Source organism: Stutzerimonas xanthomarina DSM 18231 (assembly GCF_900129835.1).
Taxonomy (GTDB): Bacteria; Pseudomonadota; Gammaproteobacteria; order Pseudomonadales; family Pseudomonadaceae; genus Stutzerimonas; species Stutzerimonas xanthomarina.
In genome coordinates, this window is the sequence record NZ_FQXA01000010.1 from 38730 (window position 1) to 56734 (window position 18005).

The window sequence follows — 18005 nt, forward strand, 5'->3', positions numbered from 1 at the left end:
AACAGGTTAGCTGTTGTCTTCGATCTGTTTGTTCTTCCAGCCTTCGCCGCCGGGTAGCATCAGATTGAGCAGCAGCGCGATGATGGCGCACAGCGAGATACCGGACAGGCTGAACTCTCCGTAACCGAACGCCATGCCGCCAATACCGAACACCAAGGTGACGGAAACGATGATGAGATTGCGTGCTTCCGCCAGATCCACCTGATGGCGAATCAGGGTGCTCAAGCCAACCACGGCGATCGAGCCGAACAGCAGGCAAAGAATGCCGCCCATGACCGGAACTGGAATGCTGAGCAGCCCAGCTCCGAACTTGCCGATAAATGCCAGAACGATGGCGAAGATGGCTGCCCAGGTCATGATTTTCGGATTGTAGTTCTTGGTCAGCATCACCGCGCCGGTCACTTCCGCGTAGGTGGTGTTTGGCGGGCCACCGAACAAGCCTGCGGCGGAAGTCGCCAGGCCGTCGCCGAGCAATGTGCGGTGCAGGCCAGGCTTCTTGATGAAGTTATTGCCCGTCACGCCGCCGATGGCTACAACGCCACCAATGTGTTCGATGGCAGGCGCCAACGCGACCGGGACCATGAACAGAATGGCACCCCAATGAAATTCCGGCGTGACGAAGTTCGGAACGGCCAGCCAGGGTGCCGCCGCGATCCCGGCTGTATCCACGACACCAAACATGAACGACAGGCCATAGCCCACCGCGACGCCAGCGAGGATTGGCACGAGTCGGAACAAGCCTTTGCCCAGTACCGCCACCAGCAGGGTGGTGAGCAGTGCGGGCATCGAAATCATCATGGCCGTCGCATATGGGACCAGCTGAGCGCTGCCGTCACCGGCCTTGCCCATCGCCATGTTGACCGCGACGGGCGACAGAGCCAGGCCAATGGAAATGATCACCGGTGCGATCACTACCGGTGGCAGTAGCCGGTCGATGAAGCCAGGGCCTTTCAGGCGAACCGCAAAGCCAAGGAACATGTAGACGATACCGGCCGCGACAACGCCGCCAAGTACGGCAGGTAGACCGAAGTCTCCCTTTGCCGCAATGATGGGGGCGATGAAGGCAAAACTCGATGCCAGGAATACAGGCACCTGGCGTTTGGTGACCAGTTGAAACAACAGGGTGCCAATCCCCGCGGTAAATAGCGCGACGTTGGGATCCATCCCGGTAATCAGCGGCATCAGCACCAGCGCGCCAAAGGCGACGAACAGCATCTGAGCGCCGGCCAATACCTGGCGCGCGAGCGGTTCTTCCATGGGTTGCGACATGCTCAGATGTCCTTCTGCTTGGTGCCGAAGATCTTATCTCCTGCGTCGCCCAGGCCGGGCATGATGTAGCCGTTCTCGTCCAGGCGGTCATCAATGGAGGCGGTATAGATGGTGACGTCCGGATGTGCCTTTTCGACCGCCGCTATGCCTTCCGGCGCGGCGACCAGGACCAGCGCGCGTATTTCCTTGCAGCCGGCTTTTTTCAGCATGTCGATGGCTGCAACCATCGATCCGCCGGTGGCCAGCATCGGATCGATGATCATCGCCAGGCGCTGATCAAGATCATCAACCAGACGCTCGAGGTAGGTGTGCGCCTGCAAGGTTTCCTCATTGCGAGCAATGCCGACCGCGCTGACCTTGGCGCCTGGTATCAAGCTGAGTACACCGTCTAGCATGCCGATGCCCGCGCGAAGAATCGGTACAACGGTGATTTTCTTGCCGGAAATCTTTTCTACCTGGACTGGGCCGCACCAACCATCGATGCTGTAGTTTTCCAGGGGCAGGTCCCGGGTCGCTTCGTACGTCAGAATCGAGCCCACTTCCTGCGCCAGTTCGCGAAAGTTCTTGGTACTGATATCGGCACGGCGCATCAACCCAAGTTTGTGGCGAATAAGCGGGTGGCGAATTTCTCGAGTGGTCATGGCTGGCTCCGGCGGTCGAATAAACCGGCGTAGATTAATGCATCGACGTGTTACCGGCTATTGATGTGTAAGGTGAGGGCTTGCCCTGTGCCCGGCCTCATCGGTATCGTCGCGCCCCTTAATTTAGGGGGCGGCCGTGGGCTGCTTCATCTTCTAACTGTCTTGGAGCATCGCCATGTCCGTCGATCTCGCACACATTCGCCAGATCATGGCTGAAGCCGACTGCCTGTACCCCGACGCTGAGGTTGAAGCAGCAATCGATACGGTGGCCGCGAAAATCAATGCTGAGCTGGCCGACCGAAACCCTGTGGTGTTTTGTGTGATGAATGGAGGGTTGATCTTCTCCGGCAAGCTGGTGACGAAGCTGAATTTCCCGCTTGAGCTTTCCTATCTCCATGCGACACGTTACCGCAACGAAACGAGCGGCGGAGAGCTGTTCTGGAAGGCCAAGCCAGAGATCTCGTTCATGGATCGCGATGTATTGATCATCGACGACATCCTCGATGAGGGGCATACGCTCGGCGCAATCATTGATTTCTGCAGGCATGCCGGTGCCGCCGCCGTACATACCGCTGTGCTTGTCGATAAGGATCATCAGCGCAAGGCTCGCCCAGATCTGAAGGCAAATTATGTTGGGCTCAGCTGCGTCGATCGCTACGTGTTTGGCTACGGGATGGATTACAAGGGCTACTGGCGCAACGCGCCTGGCATCTACGCTGTTAAAGGCATGTAACGAGTAACGGGGGCGCACGGTGCAGGGTGGCCAGCCCCGTACGCCCGCCTCGAACGTCCAAGCTCCACCAATCCACACCACCATCTGTTTCGTTTCACCTCACGCGTTGCGTTTTGGTAACGCTCCGGTGCATCACTGCCTGCCTGCTGACTAAGACTCATCGCGCTGGCGCGTAGCCAAGGCCCGGCTCTCCGAGCAAACAATGGCTAACGACGCGTAGCTCCGCCAAATTCTCGCGAAAGGCATCGCAACTGCTCTATTTAGAGGGTTGCGTCTCTATTGCTGACGACTAAGCTCTCGGATAGCCTCATGAACGCCTATGCTGCGAACAGCCCGGTATGCGGCTGTAGACCAGCGCTGGGAATGCTTTTCATACTAAAGAATTACAAAGCAAATCAAACCTTAGTGCGCTTAACCCTCTACCTTCGTGTGGGTAGGGTGAACGTACTTCGAACCAACCAGGAGCGCCTCATGACAAAAACAACAAGGCAAGGAATCTTCCAGCCCAAAACCCTGGCCCTCGCGGTCGCGTTGGGCATTGCGTCACCCGCTTATGCTGTCACGTTCAATATCGGGGAGGTGGAGGGCCAGCTGGACTCGGCCATGTCGATCGGCGCGAGCTGGTCGACGACGGACCGGGATATGGACCTGGTGGGGCTTGCAAATGGCGGCACTGGCTATACCCAGACAGGTGACGACGGTCGCTTGAACTTCAAGAAAGGCGAGACCTTTTCCAAGATTTTCAAAGGTATCCACGACCTTGAGCTGCGCTATGGCGATAGCGGTGCGTTTATTCGTGGCAAGTACTGGTATGACTTCGAGCTCAAGGATGAAAACCGTCTCTTCAAAGACATTAGCGACAGCAATCGTAAGGAAGCTGCGCAATCCTCAGGCGCTCAAATCCTTGACGCATTCCTCTATCACAACTATTACCTGGGCGATCTGCCAGGAACTGTTCGAATTGGCAAGCAAGTGGTCAGCTGGGGGGAAAGTACTTTTATCGGTAACTCAATCAACTCGATTAACCCTCTTGATGCCGCCGCGTTTCGCCGACCTGGTGCAGAAATCAAGGAAGGTCTGATTCCGGTAAATATGCTTTACGTATCCCAGAGCCTGAGTGACCGGCTCAGCATGGAGGCGTTCTACCAGCTTGAATGGGATCAAACGATCATCGACAACTGCGGGACGTTTTTCGCCAGCAATGACGTAGCTGCTGATGGTTGCGATGATAACTACACTGTTCTGTCGGCTGCTCAGCGTGACGCGATCATTGGTGCGGGCGCTTCGATTGAGCAATTGAATGCGCTGATCGGGGCCGATTATTACGCTGGCCTTGACGATCTAGGCATCATCGTAGGTCCTGAAGGCGTTACTGTTCCTCGCGGCGGAGACCGGGACGCACGCGATTCCGGCCAGTACGGTTTTGCCTTCCGCTGGCTAGCGGATGCAGCTGAGTACGGCGTGTACTTTATGAACTATCACAGCCGCACGCCAACAGTAGGGTATAAAAATGCATCGGCCTCCGAAATCGGGGCGCTGTTGGGCTTGCTGGGGACGCCGTCCCTAGGCGGTCCCACACCGCCAGGCACGGCCTTTAGCGCTTTGGCCTCTCCTGCTTTGCTGAGCAACGGCGAGTACTTTCTAGAGTATCCGGAAGATATTCGCCTATACGGTGCTAGTTTCGCGACGACGCTTCCGACCGGTACTGCGTGGTCGGGCGAGATCAGCTATCGGCCCAACTTGCCGGTGTCGCTCAACTCGACCTACACCACAGGCCTGCTTGCGACGGGCATAGGCGGTGCCATCGCGGTAGGTAATGTGAACGGTGCGCTTGCACAGGGAGGCGTGGAGCACAAAGGCTACAACCGCAAGGAAGTGACCCAGATCCAAACTACCTTTACGCACTTCTTCGACCAAGTGCTCGGCGCTGGACGTGTCACAGTGGTCGGTGAGATTGGTTACGCCCATGTCGGCGGACTCGAAAGCAAAAGCGAACTTCGCTACGGTCGTGACTCCATTTATGGACTGGATACGCCGGAATACGGCAATGACGGTTTCGTAACAGCCAACTCTTGGGGCTACCGTCTGCGCGCCCTAGCGGATTACAGCAACGTATTCGCAGGCGTAAACCTAACGCCAAACGTGTCCTTCTCTCACGACGTGGATGGTTACGGACCGAACGGTCTGTTCAACGAAGGCTCCAAGGCTGTAAGCGTTGGCGTCGACGCTGTCTATCAGAACCGCTACACCGCCAGCCTGTCCTACACCGACTTCTTCGGTGGCGACTACAACACGCTGGTCGATCGCGACTTTCTTGCGCTCAGCATGGGTGTGAACTTCTAAGGAGGCTATTTCAGTATCGCCGTACGGAGCTCCGTTGAGGGCTCCGCTACGCGCCAGTCTATATACAAGGCCTCCGGCCAAAACAAGATCAAGAGGAACTGGAAGCGTATGAAAACAACAAGAAAATTATTCAGTGTCTTGGCCTTTTCGCTGCTTGCAAGCAGCGTGATGGCTGCAGTCTCTCCAGAGGAAGCCGCAAAGCTCGGTAATACTCTGACTCCACTCGGTGCGGAGAAGGCGGGCAACGCCGACGGAACGATTCCCGCCTGGACCGGCGGTTTATCCACCGATGCCGCACCGCTCGATGATGGGCATCTAACTAATCCGTTCAAAGACGAGCAGCCTGAGTTTGTAATCACCGCGCAGAATGTCGATCAATATAAAGACAAGCTGACAGCAGGCCAGCTGGCGATGTTCAAGCGCTATCCGGAAACGTACAAGATTCGGGTATTTCCGACTCACCGCACCGCGGCAGTGCCGGACCGCATCTACGAAGCAGCCAAAAAGAGCGCGTTGAACACAGAGCTGGTTGATGGCGGTAACGGTATCGCTAATTTTTCTGATAGCCGCTACTACGCGTTCCCTATTCCGAAGAACGGCCTGGAAGTCGTGTGGAACCACATCACGCGCTATCGCGGCGGTAACGTACGACGCAATATCGTTCAAGCCACGCCTCAAACAAACGGTAGCTACACGTTGGTGCACTTCGAGGATGAGGTGGCATTCCCGAGCGACATGTCGGACCTGGATGCGGAGCGCGCCAAGAACGCATTGCTGTTTTTCAAGCAGCGGGTAACAGCCCCATCACGCCTCGCCGGTAACGTCCTGCTGGTGCACGACTCGCTGGACCAGGTTAAAGAGCCACGTCAAGCCTGGATCTACAACGCTGGTCAGCGTCGTGTGCGCCGTGCGCCTCAGGTTGCCTATGACGGGCCAGGCACCGCGGCGGATGGCATGCGGACTACGGACAACTTCGATATGTTTAGCGGTGCCCCTGATCGCTACGACTGGAAGCTGGTTGGTAAGAAAGAGCTCTACATCCCCTACAACAGCTACGACATCAACTCCAGCGACGTAAAGTACAACGACATCCTGAAAGCCGGTCACGTCAATCAGGATCTGGCTCGCTACGAATTGCATCGTGTCTGGGAGATCGAAGCCAATCTCAAGGAGGGTGAGCGCAACATTTACGCCAAGCGCCGCTTCTTCGTAGATGAAGATACCTGGACCATCGTGCAATCGGAGCTATACGACGGCCGCGGTCAATTGTGGCGCGTCGGTGAGGCCCACATGTTGCAGTACTATCAGCACAAGGTGCCTGCCTATGCCTTCGAGGCGCTGTACGACATTATCTCCGGGCGTTATATCGCCATCGGCCTGAGCAACGAAGAGCCGGCGCACGAGTTCGGCTACAAGGCCTCAGCCCGCGACTTTACGCCTGCTGCATTACGTAATGCCGGGGTGCGTTGATCGGATAGCATCTGTATGGTGAATAAGGCGGCCAGTTGGCCGCCTTTTTTATTCTCGGTACATCAGGAGTGATACTTTTCGGCCATCAGAAAGACTGGTATCCGTCCTGATGGGGCGGTTTGCTTATAGGTGAGTCGACAAAAGATTCGCGATCGTGCAGGTTATTAAGGCGCAAGCGCATCGATATGACCAAGCCAGCTAGTCCCGGAGTGGGTACTGACGGCAGCGCTCCATGCGTTCCTCAATGGACTGATACGAATAAGAGAAACCTCGCTATGTCCGTACGCTTCAACCCGGGTGCCCTCAGCACAGAAGCCGCCTCGCAGGTTCAAGTTGCGACTATCCCACGTCTGCCTCCGCTGCATATATCAAGGCCTCGACTCGTCGATGCTCTACTCGAGGCCCGTTGTCGATTACGTTTGATTTGCGCACCCGCTGGTTTTGGCAAGAGCGTGCTGATGAACGAGTGCGCGCGGCTGGTACCGGCCGATACGCACCTCGTCTGGCTTGATCTTGGCGGCAGGGCCTTCTCTGCTGAAGCGCTGTATTCCCAGCTGCGCCGGGTATTGAGCGGCACTACGCTGGAGAGCGGCGATGTTCAGCAAGATCTCATCAATCTGCTGAACGACTTTCCGCGTCCGCTTTGGATCATGTTGGACGATTATCCACGAGAGGTCACCGCGCCTTTCGACGCCTGCCTCGACTTGCTCATCGAGAGGGGCCCTGAATCCGTCAGCTGGTGGGTAAGCAGTCGTCGACAACCTGCTTGGAAATTGCCCAGGTTATTACTGCAAGGTGATTTGTTCGAGCTTGAAGCCGAGGCGCTGGCGCTAACGCCTGGTGAGCTACGGCTGCTGCTCAAAGCGCACCGCCTGGAGATCGCAGATGACACCTTCAAGCAATTGTTGGCGGGCAGCGAGGGATGGTTGGCCGGTGTCAGCTTGCTGCTATTGAATGCTGATGAACAGGCGATTCGTGAGCGCTTGATAGCCGGTACGTCATTGTTGCGGGATTACGTGCAGCGCGAAGTGCTTGAAGGGCAGAGCGAGGACGTTTGCCGCGCGTTGTTCGCGTTGGCGCGCATGCCGCGCTTTTCATCGCAGCTGTGTGAACATGTCCTCGACGGCATAGGAAACGACCTTCTCGATGTGCTCAAGACATCCCAGCTGTTCATCCGCCAGACTGACAACTGTGGTGAATGGTATCGCCTGTGGCGGCCGCTCGCGTTGATGTTGCGGCGCATGCCAGGCACAGCATCGCCCACCCAGACGCACCTTCGTGCCTGCCAGTGGTTTGCTAATCGCGGTGAAATGCGTGAGGCGGTAGAGCATGCGCTGTGGGCGGGGCAGCCTGAAGTCGCAGCCAACTTCCTGCAGCGCTATGGGCAGGAGCAGTTGCTTATAGGCGACAACGTTTCGCATTTTATGAAGTGGCGCAGTGAACTCCCGCAGGATTTATTCAACAGCACCACTCGGCTGATCGTCCTGCATGGCTGGGCTTTGATCATCTCGGCTCGGTTAGACGAGGTGGATGATTGCCTCGCCGATCTGGCGAAATTCTTTCCTCAACCCGATGCTCGACGTCAGGCGCAGCTGCTTGCCCAGTGGCAAGCGTTGCGAGGTTTTCTAGCGCGTTTACGCGGCGAACCTGAAGCCAGGGACTATTGTCTCCAAGCTCTGGAAGTCCTTTCTGATCATGCCTGGGCCCAGCGGGTGCTTTGTTATCAGGCGTTATCCCAGCAGGCGATAGCCGAAAGCCAGCTCGAGTTGGCCCAGCACTACAACAGCGAAGGCATGAAGCTTGCTCGGCTCAAGGGCAGCGTTCTGTATGAAGCGATGCTGAGCGTTGATCGAATCCAACTGCTGGAAATTACCGGCGAGTTCGAGCGAGCCGTTGGAGTTCTCGAAGAGTCTCTGATGGTGTTACGCGACGGTGTCGGCCACAGCCCGATTATAGGTCGGCTGAAACTGCTACGCGGTCATCTGCTGGCCTACCAAGGGCTCGACGAGTTGGCGCATGAGGCATATCAACAGGGTCGAGTCGAGACCGAAACCTGTGGTGATTCATACGTATTCTTTGGCTATGCCGGGCTGGCGGAGCTGGCCGCACGCAGCCAGGAGTTTCCTGCGGCATATCATTGGCTGCGTGAAGCCGAGCGGCTGGCTCAATGGAGACATGTTCCGGAAGCGCGCTTTCGCGGCATTCTACCGCTGATAACGGGTGTGACCTGGCTGCACCAGGGGCAGCTAAAGAAGGCTAGAGCTATATTCATACAGGTGTTGGAACAGTATGAAGGGCATACGTTTATCGCGCCTTCCGGATTTTACGAGCTGTTGCCACGGGCTCAGCGCTATCTTGCGGTAGTCGACCTCCTGTCCGGTCGTTGCTCGCTCGCCATCGAAACGCTGCGCGAACTGATCGAGCAGAACCTCCGTTCGCAGCGGTTAGGCCTGGCCTGCGAGTGTCGGTTTACGCTTGCCGAAGCGCTTCAAATGGAAGGCCAGCATGACGATGCGGAACTGGAGCTACGCAAGGCGCTCTGTGAGGCAGCAAGGCAGCATCTGGTCAAGCCGTTGTACGAATTGCAGCATCGCCAGCCGCAATGGCTTGCCCGGGTGTTACCAGCGGGGAAGGGGGAAAGTCTGCGTGACCGGTTGCTGCAATTTGAGCGAGAGCCTGAAGACAGCGCTGTCTCAGGCGATGAGGTCATCCTGAGCAACCGCGAGCTTACGGTCCTGCGGCTCATCGCCCAGGGGTGTTCGAATCAGGAGATCGCCGAGCAGCTGTTTATCTCGCTGCACACTGTCAAGACTCATGCGCGGCGAATCAATACCAAGCTCGGAGTAGCCAGACGTACGCAGGCGGTGGCGCGTGCTAAAGCTTTGGCCTGGCTGTGAGCTGGTGGAGGCGGGGCCAGATACTTGCCCAGCGCTACGAAAGGCGCAGCCTGTGCTGCACCGGCGGAGCGAAACTGGCAATTTCTTGTTGTTGTCGGAAGAGGACGGTCGGCGCGCAAAGCCTACCGGCTAAAGTTGACCGCTATTGCGATGCTGAGTGCGAATGCTTGGTTAGACGATAAGAACTCGCCTGCTCGCCTCTTTCAATAGCGAGGCTGAACTGCAGGCTGGTAATCAAGCGTTCAAGCTGCTGCTGGTCTCGCCATTGGCTGGAACTGATGAAGCGCTTTACCGCTACGCCCATAGTGTCGGTCAAGGTCAGCAGAATACTTCCGTCGGGTTTCTGAATACTAAAATTGACGGTGTAGTTTGGTTGAAACACATCGCTGATTTTCTTGAAAGGACTTTCCATGCCGGTACCTGATTGGATGACTGCCCCCAGTGGACCTGACGCAGATTAACTAGTTTCGCCCGCTGAGCGGGTTACCTGCGGCAAAACGAAGCGCTGCCAGATCTGGGGCAGGGCGCTATGGAGTCAGGATCGGTCGGCCGAAGCCGGCAATTCCTCTAGAGCCTCGGGATTGTTTTTGAAGGCTTTGGCAAAGAGGTCACGGTGTCGCGCCATGAAGATGCCGATGTCTTCAGCCTGCTGTTCGCTCAGTGACGGCGTAGCTTTCAGCAGTGCTGCAGCCAAGGCTTCGGCAAGCTCAAGCATTTTGTCGTGACGATCGGCTTCGGCTTTATCCATGAATAAGCGCTCCAGGTCCCGGCTGCTGCGGTACACAACTTCGACGGCCATCTGCCACCTCGGCTAAATGAATTAATGCTGTTTATCCATACAGCATAAGCTGCATGCTGATGATTGAAAAGCTCTGCATATCAACTGTTCAATTTCAATTGCCGAAGTGGCCTCGAAGCCGCCCAGCGCGAAAAACAACATCGTTGCTACGGTAACCGGAGCGCAACGGTGGTAATGGCACGCAGGAGGTCCAGCGTTGCCCGGGTTGCAGGTCGCCTGGGCCACGGTACTGCGGTGCATCGTAGTTCGAGGTCACCAGGTTGAGGTTGGAACCGGGGGAATAGGCGGCCACTTCCCAGCTCAAGCTGCGCATCGGCTTCGCACTATGGTTATCCAGAATGATGCGCAACGGCTGTCCGGCCGGGCAGCCAGTCGGTGCATACGACATCCGTAGTTCTAGCTGACCAAGCAGGTGTTCTTCACGTTGCTCTTGCCAGATGACCCAAGCGGCAACGACACCAAGGCCAAGTAGCGCTCCCAGCGAAATAGGCACTGCCCGAAGGGGATACCGAATCAGCAAGATGAGCCAGGCGACGACTAGAAACGCGCCGATCAGCATGATGAGCGGACGCGTGAATGGTTAACCATTGAAACCTCTCTACCGTGATTCCGCAGCTATCCTAACGCTGGCGTGCGCTGGGTACGACTTTCAACTGCCGCGCAAATGGTCGTGCCTGAGGATGCTAGTCAATATCCGTTTCCGAGCGGGCGTGGCTGGCAAGCCGCTCGAGCGCAGCCCTGAGCTTGGGGTCGGTAATGCCACGGGCGGTTTCCTGAATGTTGTTTGCTGAACGTGCCGACAGTTCTGGTGCAGGTCCGGGCTTGTGTCGTGGGGCGTCCGGGGGCTGCACCTTGAACTGAATACGACTCAGGCCATTGAATTCATCCATGCACTGCAGCTGACGTTGTAAGCGTCGTTGTTGATAGCGCAAACGCGTTGCCCAATGGCCATCGGTAACAATCAGCAGTAGCGTGCCTTCGCGCCACGAGGCCACGCGACAGAACTCACGGGCTGCAGGTTGCAGTTGGCTATCGACCAGTTGCTGCAGGCGATCCAGCCGTTTCGCCTCGCCGAACAGTGCTTTTAGCGGTTTGGCCTCGCGCAGCAGCGACGCAGATGCTCGGGCCGGCAAAGGGCGAAACGACATGGCTGACGCTCGTAAGTAAAGAGCCGGCATATTAGCAGAAGCCTGCAATAGCCTTTTGGTCGCGCCACCACCGGTTAAACCTGTGCCGGATCGTCTGGTTACTGGCGCCATTGGCTGGCCCAGCTGCGCAGCAGGCAGCTTTCCTCTCGTACGTTTCCGAGTAGAATGCCCCCTTTGCACGAAGCCGTGGTGGCCCTGCGGTCGTGCCTCCATCCCCAGCATGGAAGACTTTGTCGATATGTTTGCGCCTTTAATGAAGAAGCTCTTTGGTAGCAAGAATGAGCGTGAGGTCAAGCGCATGCTCAAGGCGGTTCAATCCGTCAATGCGCTCGAAGAGCAGATGCTGTCTCTCTCCGATGAGCAGTTGCGGAGCAAGACTGATGAGTTCAAGGCCCGCCTCGGCCAAGGCGAGACCCTCGACCAAATTCTTCCCGAAGCGTTTGCCGTGTGCCGCGAAGCCGGCAAACGCGTCATGGGGATGCGCCACTTCGACGTGCAGTTGATCGGCGGCATGACCCTCCACGAAGGCAAAATTGCCGAGATGCGTACTGGCGAGGGTAAAACACTGGTAGCGACCTTGGCCGTGTACCTCAATGCATTGGCAGGTAAAGGCGTCCATGTCGTTACGGTGAACGATTACCTGGCGCGCCGCGATGCCAACTGGATGCGTCCGCTGTATGAATTCTTGGGCTTGACGGTGGGTATCGTCACGCCGTTTCAGCCGCCGGAAGAGAAGCGCGCCGCGTACGCGGCCGACATCACCTACGGCACGAACAACGAGTTCGGCTTCGACTACCTGCGCGACAACATGGCGTTCAGCCTCGAAGAAAAGAATCAGCGCGAACTCAATTTCGCAGTCATCGACGAGGTCGACTCGATCCTCATCGACGAAGCCCGCACGCCATTGATTATCTCTGGCCAGGCCGAAGACAGTTCCAAGTTGTATCAGCAGATCAACCAGCTGATCCCGCTCCTCACGCAGCACATTGAAGAGGAAGAGGGTGTCGTTACTCAGGAAGGTCACTTCTCGATCGATGAAAAGACCCGTCAGGTCGAGCTGAACGAATCTGGCCATCAGTTTGTCGAGGAGATGCTGACCAAGGCTGGGCTGCTCGCCGAAGGCGAGAGCCTGTATTCGGCCCACAATCTCGGTTTGCTGACCCACGTGTATTCCAGCCTGCGTGCGCACAAGCTGTTCCACCGCAACGTCGAGTACATCGTCCAGAATAACCAGGTGCTTTTGATTGACGAGCACACTGGTCGGACCATGCCGGGTCGTCGCCTTTCCGAGGGCCTGCATCAGGCCATCGAGGCCAAGGAAGGGCTGCCGATCCAGCCGGAAAGCCAGACCCTTGCGTCGACCACCTTCCAGAACTACTTCCGTCTGTACAAAAAACTCTCGGGCATGACCGGTACTGCTGACACCGAAGCGTTCGAATTCATGCAGATCTACAACCTGCCGGTCATGGTCATTCCGACCAACAAGCCGCTGGCACGTAAGGATTACAACGACCTGGTCTACCTGACGCAGGAAGAGAAGTTCACTGCCATCATCGCGGACATCAAGGATTGCCAGAACAATGGGCGTCCTGTGCTGGTGGGCACTGCGACCATCGAAACTTCGGAATATGTCTCGCGCCTGCTGGTCAGCGAAGGCATCGAGCACAAGGTGCTCAACGCCAAGCACCACGACAAGGAGGCCGAGATCATTGCCCAGGCAGGACGCCCAGGTGCGGTGACGATCGCGACCAACATGGCAGGCCGGGGCACCGACATCCTGCTCGGCGGCAACTGGGAAGTCGAAGTTGCAGCCCTTGAGAATCCGACTGATGAGCAAGTGGCACAGATCAAATCCGACTGGCAGAAGCGTCATCATGCCGTACTCGAGGCGGGTGGCTTGCATGTGATTGCGTCTGAGCGTCACGAGTCGCGCCGTATCGACAACCAGCTGCGCGGGCGTGCCGGGCGTCAGGGTGATGCCGGTTCGAGCCGCTTCTATCTGTCGCTGGAAGACAGTCTGATGCGTATCTTCGCCTCTGACCGGGTGAAGAATTTCATGAAGGCGCTGGGCATGGAGTCCGGTGAGGCGATCGAGCATCGCATGGTGACCAACGCTATCGAGAAGGCCCAGCGCAAGGTTGAAGGTCGTAACTTCGACATGCGTAAGCAGTTGCTCGAATATGACGATGTCGCCAACGAGCAGCGCAAGGTGATCTATCACATGCGCAACAGTTTGCTGGCCGCTGAGGAAATTGGTGAGACGATCGCCGAGTTCCGCCGCGAAGCGCTCGACTACGCCATTAATCAGCACATCCCGCCGCAGTCATTGCCAGAACAGTGGGATATCAGCGGACTCGAAGCGGTGCTCTATAGCGACTTCGGGGTTCGACTACCGGTCCAGCAGTGGCTTGACGAAGACGAGAAGCTGTACGAGGAGACGCTGCGCGAGCGCATCCTCGAAGCGTTGGTAGCGGCCTACAATGAAAAGGAAGAACTGGCGGGCGCCGAGGCGCTGCGCACTTTCGAGAAGCAGATCGTCCTTCGCGTGCTGGACGACCTGTGGAAGGATCACCTGTCGACAATGGATCATCTGCGTCACGGTATCCACCTGCGTGGTTACGCCCAGAAGAACCCGAAGCAGGAATACAAGCGCGAGTCCTTCACGCTGTTTCAGGAACTGCTCGAGTCCATCAAGCGCGACAGCATCCGGGTTCTGTCCCATGTCCAGGTACGTCGCGAAGACCCGGCCGAGGAGGAGCAGCGTTTGCGCCGCGAGGCCGAGGAGCTGGCGCAGCGTATGCAGTTTCAGCATGCCGAGGTTTCGGCACTGGAAGCCGATCAAGATGACCCGCAAGCCGAGGGCGATGTAGCGACAGCTACGGCACCCGTGCGTACCGAGCAAAAGATCGGACGCAACGAACCATGCCCTTGCGGGTCTGGAAAGAAATACAAGCATTGCCACGGACAGGTCCAGTAATCGGAGCCGGTCTGTGTTGACCCGCGCCGCGACCGGCTCTAGCCGCTCGCGGCGTTTTTCTCCCTGATTTTCGGTGGCCGAAGGCCATCCATCCTTCCAAAAGGAGCGCATCAATGGCTGTCGGTCTTGGTCCCCTACCTACACTGCACCCAGTTCCCGGTTTCGAGCTTGGTATCGCTTCGGCGGGTATCAAGCGGCCAGGGCGCAAGGACGTCGTAGTGATGCGTTGCGCCGAAGGCTCAACGGTTGCTGGTGTGTTCACCCTCAATGCGTTTTGCGCCGCGCCGGTGATTCTTGCTAAGCAGCGCGCTCAGGGAGCGGTACGTTACCTGCTGACCAACACTGGAAATGCTAACGCCGGCACGGGTGAGCCTGGCATGCAGGCTGCCATCCGCAGCTGTGCCAGTCTGGCCGCGTTGGCCGGAGTCGAGGCCGATGCCATCCTGCCGTTTTCAACCGGCGTTATCGGTGAGTTGCTGCCGACTGAGAAGATCGAGGCGGCGCTTCCCGACGCATTGGCCGACTTGGATGAAAATCATTGGGCCGAAGCCGCAACCGGCATCATGACCACGGATACACTGCCCAAGGGCGCGAGCCGCCAGTTCGAGCACGATGGCGTGACGGTTACCGTCACCGGCATTTCCAAGGGTGCCGGAATGATCCGTCCCAACATGGCGACCATGCTGGGTTACATCGCCACCGATGCGAAAGTCGCTCAGCCGGTTTTGCAGGATTTGCTAAGGGATGCGGCTAACAAGTCGTTCAATCGCATCACCATCGATGGGGATACCTCCACCAACGACTGCTGCATGCTGATCGCTACGGGCAAGGCTGCCGTTGCTGAAATCACTGAAGCTGCGGGCGAGCTGTTTGCCAAGCTCAAGCAGGCGGTCTTCGGCGTCAGCATGGAAGTGGCGCAATCCATCGTTCGTGACGGCGAAGGCGCGACCAAGTTCGTCACCGTTCAGGTCAATGGAGGGTGCAACCATCAAGAATGCCTCGATGTGGGCTATGCCGTCGCGCATTCGCCGCTGATCAAGACGGCGCTGTTTGCCTCTGACCCCAACTGGGGCCGCATTCTGGCGGCAGTCGGTCGTGCAGGCGTTCCCGAACTGGACGTGAGCAAGATCGACGTCTACCTGGGCGCCGTGTGCATCGCCAGCCAGGGCGGACGTTCGCCGAACTACACGGAAGAGCAGGGCGCCGCGGTGATGGCCGAGGAGGAAATCGAGATTCGTATCGAGCTTGGTCGCGGTGATTGCAGCGAAACGATCTGGACCACCGACCTCTCTCATGAATACGTGCGGATCAATGCCGAATACCGCACCTGATCCCTCGGCTGTGGGCAAGTTGAACAAACTGCTCCGACAGGTCCCGGATACGCTCGGACTTCCGCTTGGTGCCGGAATATGAAACGCCTCCACGTCGCCGCTGGCGTGATCCGTGGCGGCGCTGGCCATGTGTTGATCGCAAAGCGTCCCGTGGACAAGCACCAGGGCGGACTCTGGGAATTTCCGGGCGGTAAGGTCGAGCCTGGCGAGACTGCAGAGGGCGCGCTCGCGCGGGAGCTGGCCGAGGAGTTGGGCATTGCCGTGAATGCTGCAAGGCCCCTGATTCAGGTACGTCACGACTATCCGGATAAACAGGTGCTGCTCGATGTATGGGAAGTGCTTGAGTTTGACGGAGAGCCGCACGGCGCTGAAGGCCAACCGTTAGCTTGGGTGACAGCGGAGGATCTGCCCCGTTATGAATTTCCGGCGGCGAACCGGCCAATAATCTCTGCTGCTCGCCTACCAAAGTCGTACCTGATCACACCGGATAACCTGGCACCACAGGAACTGCTTTGCGGTGTGGCTTGTGCACTGGATGCAGGCGTCCGGCTGTTGCAGCTACGCTGCCCTGCTTTGGCGGATGCTCAGTACCGCACGCTGGCGACTGAAGTCTTGGAACTCTGTGCCGGGCGTGCGCAGGTCATGCTTAAAGGGCCCCTGGAGTGGGCGCAGGATTTTCCGGATGCCGGCTGGCACCTGACGGCGTCGCAACTGCGCGAGCACACCGACGCGGGTAGACCGATCGAGACGGGACGCTGGCTCGCCGCGTCGTGCCACGATATGGCCGAGCTGGATCTTGCGAACCAGATGGGGGTTGATTTCATTGTTCTCTCGCCGATACTTGCTACCGCCTCGCATCCCGAAGCGAGACCCATGGGGTGGCAGCGCGCCGCCGATATGCTGCTAGGCTTTGCTCAGCCCGCTTATCTGCTGGGCGGCCTTGGTCCGAGGGATGCGGAGAGGGCTGCGCAGATCGGCGCGCAAGGCGTTGCAGGCATTCGGGCGTTCTGGCCGTAGCGGCTGCCGGGCTTACGTCAGGCCTTACATTCGAATTGTAAGGACCAACAGGTGTCATAGTTGCCGCCGAAACTGAGGATGCATTGATAGGCTGAGCCTATTGTTGCTATTTCCTCAATCAATTAACCGTATCCGTTTTCGTGCGCTATCTTAGGCGTCGTTAAATTCTGAATCCCAAAAGGAGTTAGTAAATGTCTCTGATCAACACCCAAGTCCAGCCATTCAAAGTTAACGCTTTTCACAATGGCAAGTTCATCGAAGTCACCGAAGAGTCCCTCAAGGGCAAGTGGTCGGTACTGATCTTCATGCCGGCAGCCTTCACCTTTAACTGCCCGACCGAGATCGAAGACGCTGCCAACAGCTACGCTGAGTTCCAGAAGGCCGGTACCGAGGTGTACATCGTCACTACCGATACCCATTTCTCGCACAAGGTTTGGCACGAAACCTCGCCAGCCGTCGGTAAGGCCCAGTTCCCGCTGATCGGTGATCCGACTCATCAGCTGACCAACGCCTTTGGCGTACACATCGCTGAAGAAGGCCTGGCGCTGCGTGGCACCTTCATCATCAACCCGGAAGGCCAGATCAAGACCCTGGAAATCCACTCGAACGAAATCGCACGTGACGTCGGCGAAACCCTACGCAAGCTGAAAGCTGCCCAGTACACCGCCGCGCACCCGGGCGAAGTCTGCCCCGCGAAGTGGAAAGAAGGCGAGAAGACCCTGGCTCCTTCTCTGGATCTGGTTGGCAAGATCTAAACGGTCGACGAGCGCTGCGCCTAGGCGCAGCGCCTCAGCACCGTTCTCGGGCAGAGTATTGCTCCGAGAAACTAAACGCCTGGGCGCCAACCGTCCGGGCGTTTTATTAACTGAATTCTGCAAGTTGGGGATCGCTGCTCATGTTGGACACCAATCTCAAAGCGCAACTGAAAACCTACCTGGAAAAGGTCACCCAGCCGTTCGAGATCGTCGCGTCCCTCGATGACCGCGAAAAATCCCAGGAAATGCTCAGCCTGCTGGAAGACATTACCAGCCTGAGCGACAAGATCACCCTGCGTACCGACGGCAAGGATGTGCGCAGGCCTTCGTTCGCACTCAACCGCATCGGTGGCAATATCAGCCTGCGTTTCGCCGGCATCCCGATGGGTCACGAATTCACCTCGCTGGTACTGGCCTTGCTCCAAGTAGGCGGTCATCCGTCGAAGACTGCGCGTGAGATCATCGAGCAGATCAAAGACCTCGACGGCGAGTACAACTTCGAAACCTACTTCTCGCTGTCCTGCCAGAATTGCCCGGACGTGGTACAGGCGCTCAATCTGATGGCCGTGCTCAACCCGAACATTCGCCACGTCGCCATCGACGGTGCGCTGTTCCAGGAAGAGGT

14 protein-coding genes and 1 pseudogene are annotated in these 18005 nt (G+C 57.6%); 9 read left to right on the forward strand and 6 right to left on the reverse strand.

The window, feature by feature from the left end:
* Positions 1 to 6: 6 nt before the first annotated feature.
* Together BUE09_RS19410 and upp are read right to left on the reverse strand one after the other, a co-directional pair.
* Positions 7 to 1269 (reverse strand): uracil-xanthine permease family protein, encoded by a 1263-nt coding sequence (locus BUE09_RS19410; protein ID WP_073303684.1) that lies wholly within the window; start codon positions 1267 to 1269, stop codon positions 7 to 9.
* Between the two features lie 2 nt (positions 1270 to 1271).
* Positions 1272 to 1910 (reverse strand): uracil phosphoribosyltransferase, encoded by a 639-nt coding sequence (upp, locus tag BUE09_RS19415; protein ID WP_019341784.1) that lies wholly within the window; start codon positions 1908 to 1910, stop codon positions 1272 to 1274.
* Between the two features lie 175 nt (positions 1911 to 2085).
* On the opposite strand from upp, the gene BUE09_RS19420 reads away from it, so the two are divergent.
* From BUE09_RS19420 to BUE09_RS19435, 4 genes are all read left to right on the forward strand, one after another.
* Positions 2086 to 2643, forward strand: a complete 558-nt coding sequence (locus tag BUE09_RS19420; RefSeq protein ID WP_073303686.1) for a hypoxanthine-guanine phosphoribosyltransferase — start codon at positions 2086 to 2088, stop codon at positions 2641 to 2643.
* Positions 2644 to 3114: 471 nt separating this feature from the next.
* A complete protein-coding gene (locus BUE09_RS19425; protein WP_073303689.1) occupies positions 3115 to 4986 on the forward strand; it encodes a DUF1302 domain-containing protein in 1872 nt (623 codons plus the stop codon).
* 108 nt (positions 4987 to 5094) lie between these two features.
* Positions 5095 to 6456: a DUF1329 domain-containing protein gene (locus tag BUE09_RS19430; protein ID WP_073303691.1), complete on the forward strand. Its 1362-nt coding sequence runs from the start codon at positions 5095 to 5097 to the stop codon at positions 6454 to 6456.
* Positions 6457 to 6731: 275 nt separating this feature from the next.
* Entirely contained in the window at positions 6732 to 9353 is a 2622-nt protein-coding gene (locus tag BUE09_RS19435; RefSeq protein ID WP_073303693.1) for a LuxR C-terminal-related transcriptional regulator, read from the forward strand.
* A 142-nt stretch (positions 9354 to 9495) separates the two neighbouring features.
* On the opposite strand, the gene BUE09_RS19440 is transcribed toward BUE09_RS19435, so the two are convergent.
* The 4 genes from BUE09_RS19440 to BUE09_RS19455 form a co-directional block, all read right to left on the reverse strand.
* Complete coding sequence (locus BUE09_RS19440; protein WP_073303695.1) at positions 9496 to 9765, reverse strand: DUF3509 domain-containing protein; 270 nt, start codon at positions 9763 to 9765, stop codon at positions 9496 to 9498.
* 123 nt (positions 9766 to 9888) lie between these two features.
* On the reverse strand, positions 9889 to 10152 hold the full coding sequence (locus BUE09_RS19445) for a YebG family protein (RefSeq protein WP_073303697.1): 264 nt from the start codon (positions 10150 to 10152) through the stop codon (positions 9889 to 9891).
* A 94-nt stretch (positions 10153 to 10246) separates the two neighbouring features.
* Complete coding sequence (locus BUE09_RS19450; RefSeq protein WP_073303699.1) at positions 10247 to 10711, reverse strand: multidrug transporter; 465 nt, start codon at positions 10709 to 10711, stop codon at positions 10247 to 10249.
* Positions 10712 to 10835: 124 nt separating this feature from the next.
* The gene (locus tag BUE09_RS19455; protein ID WP_073303702.1) at positions 10836 to 11300 is read right to left on the reverse strand and encodes a DUF721 domain-containing protein; all 465 of its coding nucleotides are present in this window, start codon (positions 11298 to 11300) and stop codon (positions 10836 to 10838) included.
* Positions 11301 to 11538: 238 nt separating this feature from the next.
* On the opposite strand from BUE09_RS19455, the gene secA reads away from it, so the two are divergent.
* The 5 genes and pseudogenes from secA to BUE09_RS19480 form a co-directional block, all read left to right on the forward strand.
* Complete coding sequence (secA, locus tag BUE09_RS19460) at positions 11539 to 14277, forward strand: preprotein translocase subunit SecA (RefSeq protein ID WP_073303704.1); 2739 nt, start codon at positions 11539 to 11541, stop codon at positions 14275 to 14277.
* Positions 14278 to 14390: 113 nt separating this feature from the next.
* The gene (gene argJ / locus BUE09_RS19465) at positions 14391 to 15608 is read left to right on the forward strand and encodes a bifunctional glutamate N-acetyltransferase/amino-acid acetyltransferase ArgJ (RefSeq protein ID WP_073303706.1); all 1218 of its coding nucleotides are present in this window, start codon (positions 14391 to 14393) and stop codon (positions 15606 to 15608) included.
* A gap of 78 nt (positions 15609 to 15686) precedes the next feature.
* Complete coding sequence (locus BUE09_RS19470; RefSeq protein ID WP_073303709.1) at positions 15687 to 16625, forward strand: Nudix family hydrolase; 939 nt, start codon at positions 15687 to 15689, stop codon at positions 16623 to 16625.
* A gap of 191 nt (positions 16626 to 16816) precedes the next feature.
* Positions 16817 to 17380 (forward strand): alkyl hydroperoxide reductase subunit C, encoded by a 564-nt coding sequence (ahpC, locus tag BUE09_RS19475; RefSeq protein ID WP_019341772.1) that lies wholly within the window; start codon positions 16817 to 16819, stop codon positions 17378 to 17380.
* A 140-nt stretch (positions 17381 to 17520) separates the two neighbouring features.
* A pseudogene (locus tag BUE09_RS19480) lies at positions 17521 to 18005 on the forward strand (alkyl hydroperoxide reductase subunit F); the annotation flags it as partial.

Excerpts from the sequence above, each read along its gene's own strand:
- BUE09_RS19455 (WP_073303702.1), bottom strand. The coding sequence starts at position 11,300 with ATGTCGTTTCGCCCTTTGCCGGCCCGAGCATCTGCGTCGCTGCTGCGC.
- secA (WP_073303704.1), top strand. The coding sequence starts at position 11,539 with ATGTTTGCGCCTTTAATGAAGAAGCTCTTTGGTAGCAAGAATGAGCGT.
- BUE09_RS19430 (WP_073303691.1), top strand. The coding sequence starts at position 5,095 with ATGAAAACAACAAGAAAATTATTCAGTGTCTTGGCCTTTTCGCTGCTT.
- BUE09_RS19445 (WP_073303697.1), bottom strand. The coding sequence starts at position 10,152 with ATGGCCGTCGAAGTTGTGTACCGCAGCAGCCGGGACCTGGAGCGCTTA.
- BUE09_RS19470 (WP_073303709.1), top strand. The coding sequence starts at position 15,687 with ATGAAACGCCTCCACGTCGCCGCTGGCGTGATCCGTGGCGGCGCTGGC.
- BUE09_RS19410 (WP_073303684.1), bottom strand. The coding sequence starts at position 1,269 with ATGTCGCAACCCATGGAAGAACCGCTCGCGCGCCAGGTATTGGCCGGC.
- BUE09_RS19425 (WP_073303689.1), top strand. The coding sequence starts at position 3,115 with ATGACAAAAACAACAAGGCAAGGAATCTTCCAGCCCAAAACCCTGGCC.
- BUE09_RS19440 (WP_073303695.1), bottom strand. The coding sequence starts at position 9,765 with ATGGAAAGTCCTTTCAAGAAAATCAGCGATGTGTTTCAACCAAACTAC.
- BUE09_RS19450 (WP_073303699.1), bottom strand. The coding sequence starts at position 10,711 with ATGCTGATCGGCGCGTTTCTAGTCGTCGCCTGGCTCATCTTGCTGATT.
- upp (WP_019341784.1), bottom strand. The coding sequence starts at position 1,910 with ATGACCACTCGAGAAATTCGCCACCCGCTTATTCGCCACAAACTTGGG.
- BUE09_RS19420 (WP_073303686.1), top strand. The coding sequence starts at position 2,086 with ATGTCCGTCGATCTCGCACACATTCGCCAGATCATGGCTGAAGCCGAC.
- ahpC (WP_019341772.1), top strand. The coding sequence starts at position 16,817 with ATGTCTCTGATCAACACCCAAGTCCAGCCATTCAAAGTTAACGCTTTT.
- argJ (WP_073303706.1), top strand. The coding sequence starts at position 14,391 with ATGGCTGTCGGTCTTGGTCCCCTACCTACACTGCACCCAGTTCCCGGT.
- BUE09_RS19435 (WP_073303693.1), top strand. The coding sequence starts at position 6,732 with ATGTCCGTACGCTTCAACCCGGGTGCCCTCAGCACAGAAGCCGCCTCG.